Annotated in this window: 6 protein-coding genes and 2 pseudogenes; 7 read left to right on the forward strand and 1 reads right to left on the reverse strand. The window is 55.1% G+C overall.

Annotated features, from left to right (window positions below; translation table 11 throughout):
• Nucleotides 1-217 (forward strand): hypothetical protein (locus AC1DH9_RS20910; RefSeq protein ID WP_477808712.1); only part of this gene is annotated, 217 nt, incomplete at its 5' end.
• Between the two features lie 166 nt (nt 218-383).
• Nucleotides 384-524: pseudogene (locus AC1DH9_RS20915) on the forward strand (multidrug transporter); the annotation flags it as partial.
• A gap of 30 nt (nt 525-554) precedes the next feature.
• Here AC1DH9_RS20915 and AC1DH9_RS20920 read toward each other — a convergent pair.
• Nucleotides 555-1295 (reverse strand): hypothetical protein, encoded by a 741-nt coding sequence (locus tag AC1DH9_RS20920; protein ID WP_427544241.1) that lies wholly within the window; start codon nt 1293-1295, stop codon nt 555-557.
• Nucleotides 1296-1651: 356 nt separating this feature from the next.
• On the opposite strand from AC1DH9_RS20920, the gene AC1DH9_RS20925 reads away from it, so the two are divergent.
• The 5 genes and pseudogenes from AC1DH9_RS20925 to AC1DH9_RS20945 form a co-directional block, all read left to right on the forward strand.
• Complete coding sequence (locus tag AC1DH9_RS20925) at nt 1652-2116, forward strand: multidrug transporter (RefSeq protein ID WP_427532065.1); 465 nt, start codon at nt 1652-1654, stop codon at nt 2114-2116.
• Nucleotides 2117-2155: 39 nt separating this feature from the next.
• Entirely contained in the window at nt 2156-2980 is an 825-nt protein-coding gene (locus tag AC1DH9_RS20930; RefSeq protein WP_427544244.1) for an SDR family oxidoreductase, read from the forward strand.
• Between the two features lie 250 nt (nt 2981-3230).
• Nucleotides 3231-4502: a hypothetical protein gene (locus AC1DH9_RS20935; RefSeq protein WP_427544247.1), complete on the forward strand. Its 1272-nt coding sequence runs from the start codon at nt 3231-3233 to the stop codon at nt 4500-4502.
• Nucleotides 4503-4698: 196 nt separating this feature from the next.
• Nucleotides 4699-5097 (forward strand): DUF4440 domain-containing protein, encoded by a 399-nt coding sequence (locus AC1DH9_RS20940; protein ID WP_427544250.1) that lies wholly within the window; start codon nt 4699-4701, stop codon nt 5095-5097.
• Between the two features lie 225 nt (nt 5098-5322).
• A pseudogene (locus AC1DH9_RS20945) lies at nt 5323-5541 on the forward strand (DUF6124 family protein); the annotation flags it as partial.

Consider the following 5541-nt stretch of genomic DNA (forward strand, 5'->3'; position numbering starts at 1 on the left):
GCCGAAAGTATGGATACCTTCGATGTTCGCAGGTCACAATGTACTACTAGCCCCCAAGTCCGGTACAGAATTAAAGGTTGATCCTTCCAGCAGCGAGATGCATTTCGATATGTGGGCAGACCCTGGGAATTACGGTGGAAACTATGAAGTGCATATTATTTTTCCGTTCAACATAGCCCCAGTAATTATCTATTGCCTTGTTAAACCGTATGGATAAATTATCCTTGCCCGACACTGAAGTTGACAGACAGCATGTATAGATGAGCTGAGAAAAGGTACATGCGCGATGGTGTCTTCAAAAAACCATGCTGTTTTTCCAAACAGCATGGTTTTCCCATCTACGCTTGGGTAGCATGACCCTCTCCGCCAACCCGATGGCCACGGTGGTGTGGCTGGACAACCGCGAAGTCAAGCAACTGGCGCGGCTGCAGTTGCGCATCACCAACGCACCGGAACACTGCCCGGCGGATCGGCCACTGGAACTGAAGCTGAACAACGGCAACGACGTACCGCTGACCGAATTGTGCTGACGGGTCGCCGCCTGTGCGCTGGGCTTATCGCGAATAAGCAACCAGATAGCGCAATTCCTCTAATTCAGGTTTCTGGCCCACAGCGGCGGGATAGCGTAGCTGGATGGAGATTGGCAAGTCTTTTCCCGGCTCCAATACGTACTTGTCATCACCGGGAGTGACCAGTTCGACGACGCCTTCGCTACCGTCGTGCGTCACCTCAGCCCAAAGTTCACTGTGAATTTTCGTGCCCAGTGGCAAATCGGCAAACGACAGTTTCCAATTTGAAATGGCATGACGGGCTGCTTTCAGCACAATGCCGTAACTGTAAACCCAGCATTGGCTTTCAATATCGAGCCATTTCGTCTTGAACTCAAAACCGGCGTCAATGGCTTCAGCTGTCGTATCGCCCTTTGCAAAGACGGAACAATAGCCTGAATGAGGCTGAAAGCTTTCGATCGAACACAATTGAGAAAGCCTTGAAGAGTCCAACGTGACAGTGGGTAAAACCGTCAAGGTTCGTTGGGTATTCCAACCCACACTCTGCGGGGCAACAATAGTAATTACCGCATAGGTATACCCCGCATTACTTGATACTGTAAGCGTTGCCCCGCTTGGGGGAGTAGACGCATGCAGGAAGGTCGCATTACCATAAAAGCCAAATACAATCCTTGCGCCTACCGGCGGCGGGGTGCCGTTCGAGACAAGGCTATAGTTTATTGTGACCGGCACGTCTTTCTTGACGCACACCGGAAACTGTTCAATTCGTATATCCACATAACTCATTACTTCTAAATCCTTTTAGAAAATAAAACACTATTTTTAATTAACATCACATTACGGAGCCCTTACCATTCAACAGCGCATTGAACTCCTAAAAAAAACCTAACACACCCCAAATATAAATAATTTAAAACCGCCTAATAACTCACATCCACTTACAACAAAACCCACAACTAATACACCCACTAACGTCCTCCCAAAACCGACATTCAATCCTTACTTCGGGTGCTCGACGGTTTCGTCGACGAGTGTGAACACCCTCCCTCGCACGAGCATTTGAAGGGTTCAATAAACCGGCCATGGTCATTCACATCTACGCTTAGGTAGGATGGCTCTCTCCCTTCCCGAGGTTTCGCTTCATGTTCATTGGCGTCCTGCTCGTCATTACCTGGCTGATCCTGTTGCTGCGCTACCCGGCCAAGGCCTTGCCGGTCTCTCTGGCGGCGGCCATCGGGTTGGCGTTGGTGGCCACCTGGGTGGTGTGGCTGGACAACCGCGAAGTCAAGCAACTGGCGCGTCTGGAGTTGCGCATCACCTACGCACCGGAACACTGCCCGGCGGATCGCCCGCTGGAACTGAAGCTGAACAACGGCAACGACGTACCACTGACCGAATTGCGCTGGCGGATCGCCGCCTATGCACCGGGCGATACGGTCAATCTGGCGGACAATCAATACACCGCGCCACGCTACCGTGGCCCCGGCGAATTGCAGGCCGGCGCCAATTGGGAAGACTGCTTGCCGATGCCGCCGCTGCGTCCTGGCTATCGCCCGCAAACCCTGGAGTTTCGCGCCGAGCATTTGCAAGGTAGTTTCTCTGACTGATCCTTCCCTCCCCCCTTCTACTTGCACAAGGACCGCGCCATGCCCGTCGCGTTAATCACCGGTTGTTCCAGCGGCATTGGCCGCGCCCTGGCTGACGCCTTCAAAAAAGCCGGGTTCGAGGTCCTGGCCACCGCGCGCAAGGCTGAGGATGTGGCGATACTCGCCGCAGCCGGGTTCACTGCGGTGCAACTGGACGTCAACGATGAACCGGCGCTCGAACAATTGAGTGAGCGGATCAACCAGCAATACGGCGGCCTCGACATCCTGATCAACAACGCCGGTTACGGTGCCATGGGGCCACTGCTCGACGGCGGTGTCGCAGCCATGCAACGTCAATTCGAAACCAACGTGTTCGCCGTGGTCGGTGTCACCCGTGCGCTGTTTCCCGTACTGCGTCGCGCCAAGGGATTAGTGATTAATATCGGCAGCGTCTCCGGCGTTTTGGTCACGCCGTTCGCCGGCGCCTATTGCGCCTCGAAAGCCGCCGTGCATGCCTTGAGCGATGCGCTGCGCATGGAACTGGCGCCGTTCGGCATCCGGGTGATGGAAGTCCAGCCCGGTGCCATTGCCTCCAGTTTTGCCAAAAACGCAGGCGTTGAAGCCGAGCTGTTGATCAGCGAACAATCACCCTGGTGGCCGCTGCGCGAGGGCATTCGTGCCCGGGCCAAGGCCTCTCAGAACAACCCGACCCCGGCGAGCACGTTTGCCAGCGATCTGCTCAAGGCCGTGCAACAACCCAAACCACCGCGCTTGCTGCGTTTGGGCAATGGCAGTCGGGCGTTGCCATTAATGGCCGCGTTGCTGCCCAGAAGTCTGCTCGATGTCATTCTGAAAAAGAAGTTCGCGCTCAATAACACGCTCTAACATCCTCCCTCGCGCTGCGGACATCGCTCCGCAGCCAACCGCTACAAACCCAACTAACAAATCAAACTAACAAATCAAACTACCGACATAAACAAACACATTAAATCATCAACCAAATATAGTAATACCGCCCATCGATCTATAACTTGCTCACTCGTGAAGCCTGTCTACCAGGCTCATGAAAAACATCATCTAAAAAAACAACTTCGACATTCATGTCGAACACTCAAACTCATACAAGGCAAATAATATGGACATTATGACCCACAACCAGATTACTTTTTTTGTCACTGGCGACCGTGACCCGGACTTCGGTCACGAGGGCGTTATCAATCTATTTGAACTCACGCACGAACTTGATACCGATCGGCATGTGAAAGGCTGCAGCGTGCTGGCAAACGACAAAGTTCTGGTGAGCGCATGGCTGGCCCGTGACCTGAAAGGGATCTATGGTCTGGCACGCTTCAATCCTGATGGCAGCGTAGACACCACTTTCGCCGACATGGGCCTGGCGCAAGGCAATTTCGCCGATGGCTACGACTCGACAGGTGGCAAGCTCGCCATTCAGGAAGACGGCCATATCATCATGCTGGGCTGGTCCCGAGAAGTGAACGTTTACAGCCCGAAACGCCTGGTGATTGCTCGCTTCGATACACATGGTCGGGTTGACCACAGCTTTGGTAAACAGGGCTGTGTGGTCATTGCAAACAGTGCCCTCGGGGAGTTGGTTGACGACTCCAGCACCCTGCAATTGCTGGCGGACGGAAAAGTCCTCGTCAGCGCCACCTATCTGAAAGAGGAAGTCTCTACCGGTGTCGTGTTGCGAATCGACACTCACGGCAATCTGGATAAGAGTTTTAATCAAACCGGGCAACTTGAAATCAAACATCACGCCTTCACCGACACCTCAGTACAGGCGCTGTTGGTGCAAGCCAATAACAACATCCTGGTCGCGGGCAGTGCTCGACATTCAACGTCCGACACTCAAGGCTTTGTCGCTCGTTACTCTCACACGGGCACACTTGATACTGACTTCGGCGATTCTGAGACGCCCGGTTTCTCCACCCTGAGAATCTCGAATGGCACGGTTATTTTTCACGAACTTATCGACACCGGTGCCGGCAACGTCGTGGGTATTGGCCAGGCCAGTTCCGGTCAACGAAACTGGGGCCTGCTCGTGGGCTTCGACACGACCGGCAACCCCTACCCCGAGTTCAACGGTGGTCGCCCGGTATTGACCTCGTTCAATGCCGACCACGGGAACGAGTGGGTATGCGCGCACCGGCAGGCGGACGGCAGCATCGTCACCGCTGGCGGCACCCGTCGACTGTACATCGCGCGCTATCTGGCCAACGGCTCTATTGACCGAAGCTTCGGTCAAAACGGTTGCATCCAGGAAGACACTCAACTGATGGCCACGCCGGCGCTTCTGCAAACACAGGCAAACGGTCGCATTCTGCTGGCGTGCAACACCCTGGGTATAGGTGGCGCACTCGGTCACGTTTACGGCTATCAGGGCTGATTGCCCCTGCCCTGCCAAGGTACCTGACCACACTCCTCGCTAGAGGTGTGTGGTCAGCCTTCATCCTTCATGAACTCAATAAAACGCCTGCACCTTCAGCGGCTTTCGCGCTATTCCCCCTATCAGCCGTTCTGCGCCTCGACACCGCGAAATTACTGACGCACATTAGCCCTCACTCACCCAAGGAGAACACCGCATGACGGACTACAGCGAATACTTCAACGAAGTGACCCAGACCCTCGTCGACATCGAGCAATGGTTTTCCGGCACCGCCGACAAAGGCCTACTGACGCAGTTGCTGGCGCGTTTCTCGCCGCAGTTTTCAATGATCGTGCCCGGCGGCAATGCGCTGGATTATCCGGGTTTGAGCGAGCTGTTCGATAAACTCGGCGGCGCCCGCCCGGGCTTGAAAATCGGCCTGAGCGAATGGCGCGGGATTGACCAACACGCCGGCGGCGCCACCGTCAGCTACCGAGAAGTGCAGTCCGATGCGAGCGGCGTGCTGAACGATCGGCGGGCGACGGCGGTGATTGAAAAGCTGCCGTCAGGTGCGTTGCTGTGGCGGCATTTGCATGAGACGTATTGTCAGGGCTGAATGAGATCGCTCCCACTGAAGAGTGGGAGCGATCAAAAGGACGTTTATCTCGCGTAGGTTTTTGAAGGACAATGGCCCGCGCGTCTGAGGACGGTTCCGACACGTTTTGACGGTTGCGTTGGGTGATGGGGGACGGATAACCTTTTCGGGTCGCTGCCCATTCAGCGATCGGGTGTGGTAGCCCGGATATCTCATAGGAGTAACTTAACCTATTGGAGCATCACCATGTCTAAAGCTACCCCCAATCCCACTGAAACCGACAGCACCTCCCCCTACGCCTCCCTCGATTCAAAAGAACTCCATGCCGCCGCGCACCGTGCGCTCGATCATTACCTGGTGCTGCCCGAGACCAAGCAGTTGTTGGCCGATCGACGTCCCGGCTGCATTTTTGTCATAGCCCCCGACATCGACAGTGAAACCCTGCTGGCCCACGCCTGCGAGACC

The sequence above is a fragment of the Pseudomonas sp. 05T35 genome (genome assembly GCF_056396605.1).

What these genes read in the sequence shown, in the direction of transcription:
- AC1DH9_RS20920 (WP_427544241.1), bottom strand. Translation starts at nt 1,295, where the DNA reads ATGAGTTATGTGGATATACGAATTGAACAGTTTCCGGTGTGCGTCAAG.
- AC1DH9_RS20925 (WP_427532065.1), top strand. Translation starts at nt 1,652, where the DNA reads ATGTTCATTGGCGTCCTGCTCGTCATTACCTGGCTGATCCTGTTGCTG.
- AC1DH9_RS20930 (WP_427544244.1), top strand. Translation starts at nt 2,156, where the DNA reads ATGCCCGTCGCGTTAATCACCGGTTGTTCCAGCGGCATTGGCCGCGCC.
- AC1DH9_RS20935 (WP_427544247.1), top strand. Translation starts at nt 3,231, where the DNA reads ATGGACATTATGACCCACAACCAGATTACTTTTTTTGTCACTGGCGAC.
- AC1DH9_RS20940 (WP_427544250.1), top strand. Translation starts at nt 4,699, where the DNA reads ATGACGGACTACAGCGAATACTTCAACGAAGTGACCCAGACCCTCGTC.